The organism is Phytobacter cepae (assembly GCF_054165735.1).
Genome location: NZ_JBREIF010000003.1, coordinates 1 through 3,184, shown reverse-complemented (window position 1 = coordinate 3,184; position 3,184 = coordinate 1). Strand labels below are relative to the sequence as shown.

Annotated in this window: 2 protein-coding genes; both read right to left on the bottom strand. The window is 32.1% G+C overall.

Translation table 11 applies throughout. The features are described 5' to 3' along the window. Positions 1 to 305 precede the first annotated feature (305 nt). Entirely contained in the window at positions 306 to 1,715 is a 1,410-nt protein-coding gene (locus ACUY4Q_RS24825; RefSeq protein WP_369864631.1) for a hypothetical protein, read from the bottom strand. Between the two features lie 222 nt (positions 1,716 to 1,937). After that, positions 1,938 to 3,062, bottom strand: a complete 1,125-nt coding sequence (gene mobV / locus ACUY4Q_RS24820; RefSeq protein ID WP_369864633.1) for a MobV family relaxase — start codon at positions 3,060 to 3,062, stop codon at positions 1,938 to 1,940. Between the last annotated feature and the right edge of the window lie 122 nt (positions 3,063 to 3,184).

The window sequence follows — 3,184 nt, the reverse complement described above, 5'->3', positions numbered from 1 at the left end:
CGGTCTAGTGAGTGATAGACCTATATTTAAAACCGAGACTACAATTTAAAGTTATCACTTTAATATAATATGTCAAACTGCCTACCGCCTCGCCTTCGGCTCGTTGCTCAATTGCTCAAAAGCCATAAACAAGTTTATGACTTTCTCACAATTCTATAGGGGTACTGGTAGTCATGTAGGACACGAGATTAGAGGGGTTTACTGAGAACCGTGAGAAACCCTATACAGCTTGCTGTATGGGGTTTTGAGGGGTTGAACTTGCCGAAATGCAACTTACATGCTTCTACCGTGGCCGAACCGGCAAGTTACTTGCTCAGTTCGTTAAAGAGTATGTGATCTTTGACTACTCCTGACTCCTTCACTGCATTCAAAATGATTAAGCCTTCGGCCTTTTTGATAGTAAATTTGCGGGTAAAATCTCTCATTTTAATCTCTGGATTTGTATTTAAATAATCAATGTATTTATCCAGATCTGATTTTGCTTTTTCTACTTGGCTTGGTTTTGTTTTAAAGTCAAAAAATTTCTTCATGCTTTCAGCAAACAATAAGGAGATTTTCATTCCGTAAACCAAACATTCTTCGTCAATCACATTACCAGTTTTACCAAGTATAAAATGATAGAAAACTGCAAATTTCCACGACTGCATCATATAAGTTCTATAAAAATTTTCCTTACCGGGAAGGATATTTTTATATTTCTTATGCCAATAAATTTTGAAATATTTCCTATACAGTTCAAAACATTCGTCAGAAAATGTAAAATGTTGATCGGGTTTAATTGAGAAAAAGAATTCTATCATTTTATCCGTCATAACTTCATCACGGATTTTATTTACATTGTAAATTGAATAATCGGTGAAATCTCTACTGTCTTTTTCACTGTAAACAAGATTAAACCTTCTCATTAAACCATCAGTCATTGATTCATTGGAGATATTATTCACATAACTTTCAAATGTATTTATAAAAAACAATGTGAGTATAATATTTTTTGTTTCTACTGTTTCATTTTTGGTTTTTCTGGATAAAACCTCATGATCGTATGCTTTTAATAAATACTCTTTAATTTCAGAAAGCGGAGAGCCTATTTTCTCAATTTGCTTGAACATTTGAGCCGCTTCGTCTTCAATCCAATAACCATATTGGCTTGAACCGTCTTTTGTCAGGGGTAGTTCTGACAACTCTTGTATAAATTTTGCGGCTCCGTTAGGACGAGTAAAATTTTGCTCAATCAATTTCTTACCTTCCAAATCTCTGGGGATCATTTTATTTATTTGAGAGTTGGAGAAAGTTTTAGCACTTCCAGAAGGAGCAAGAACGGTGATCCAAGTATCTAATGGGTTTTTATCGTCAGATAAAGGGATCGAATAGGTTATATTGTTTTTAACACAAAAAGCACTTAAAAAACTAAAAAATGAAAATACAGGTAAAGCGCAGGGAATTTCTGTATTCTCAAGGAATTTATTATAAATTACTGATAATATATCCGCCTCTTTCTCTGTTTTCCTTGTCAAAAATGGTTTCGGAATAAGAGCCATTATTTCGAAAATATTTTCTTCGTTTATGACTTCAAGAGCTTTATTGTAAATATAGGCTTTATGAGTATTTGAAACTTCTTCTTCTACTTGCTCAATATTATTATTATCTTCGATCATAGAAATATATTTTATATATTCCTCTGGAGGGAATGATCCAACACCTTCAGGTTTAAACATATTATTTTCCTCTATTTTAATTTATATACACAATTTATAGATCGGAAAATATACAAAGTCAATAGGCTTGTCAGAAAAAAATATAAATATTCTCTGACAAGGTTTAGAACTTTTTTCTGACACTCTGACATCTGACAAAACCACTTAAGCCATTGTTATAGCTAATAAAACACTGTCAGACACCGTTTCTGACAAATCTCTGACAAGTCTCCTGACAGCTCATTATTTAGGCTTTAACCCGCTGGGAGTGGTGTTTTTTCTCTGACAAGAAATATCATTTTTATTATCGAGTTTTTGTTTTAACTCATTTATTGTGTTAGGTTTAAATGGAATATCAATATCTTTTGCTTTTTTAATAAGTGCGAATAATTCCTCTGGAAGGTGTTTTTTTATGAGATCTAAAACTGAAACTTCACCTTTTAAGGTTTTATTTTCTTTCTCTAATGTCAGGTTCCTTTCTGACATTTCGGACAATTTATTTTGGTTTAAAGTATTTAAATACTCTTGCTTTGAAGCCTCATTCCTTTTTTTGTAAAACTGGCTTGTAGCTGCTTCTGCTTTCTCATCAGATCTCTTTTCTCTAAATTTTGCTCTTCGTCTCTGACGATTTAGTTTTTTAAATGTATTCGTAGCAATATCTTTAACTTCTTCTGCTGAATATTTTTTCTCTAAACCCATAATATTTTTTCTTTCAGGAACATTGAGAATGTTTTTAGATAATTCATTGTAGAATAATTTTTCTTCTGCCATATCCTGTCTGATTATATTTCTATATTCTTTTAATGTTGTATGATTTACCAAAGTATCTTCTACTTTCTCACCTCGTTTTAAACCATATTTCTTATTTGCTTGGTGATAATTATCTATCAATCTTGAATAAGAGTTTTTACCTCGCCAGAAAGATTTATTATTTAGTTTATTGTCTTTAATAGGTAGAGAAATTGCATGAATGTGTGGAGTTGATTCGTCGAGGTGTAAAATAGCATTAACACAAACTCCGTATTCACCTTTCTGTAAATACTCTAATTGTGTTTTAACCCAATCATTAAGATCAGATTTATATTCAGATTTGGTTTTCTTTTTTCCGTCTTTATGGAAAAAGAATTCTGGCGAAGCGGTTAAAATAAACTCATTAAAAATGACAGTATCTTTGTTTCTAATTTTAATATCATTGGTTTTTATATAACCCATAACGTCATTTCTGATATTATCAGAACCGATTAAAATTCGGTTTAAATGCGATTTTGTGGGATCTACATTTTCCTCTGAAACCAATCTCATATTATGGTTATTAACTGCGGTGATAGAAGTTTTTTTGTGTGATTGTTTCCTGATTATTGAATACATAATTATATTTCTCCTTAAATTAAAACTAACCTCCTTCAAAGGTTTTGACTTTGAACCGTGAAACGGTTCGGGGATTTTAAGGGTGGGCTATGCCCCCCTTAACGAACGACTGAGCGCCAGCT

Coding starts and splice junctions, on each gene's coding strand:
- ACUY4Q_RS24825 (WP_369864631.1), bottom strand. CDS start 1,715: ATGTTTAAACCTGAAGGTGTTGGATCATTCCCTCCAGAGGAATATATA.
- mobV (WP_369864633.1), bottom strand. CDS start 3,062: ATGTATTCAATAATCAGGAAACAATCACACAAAAAAACTTCTATCACC.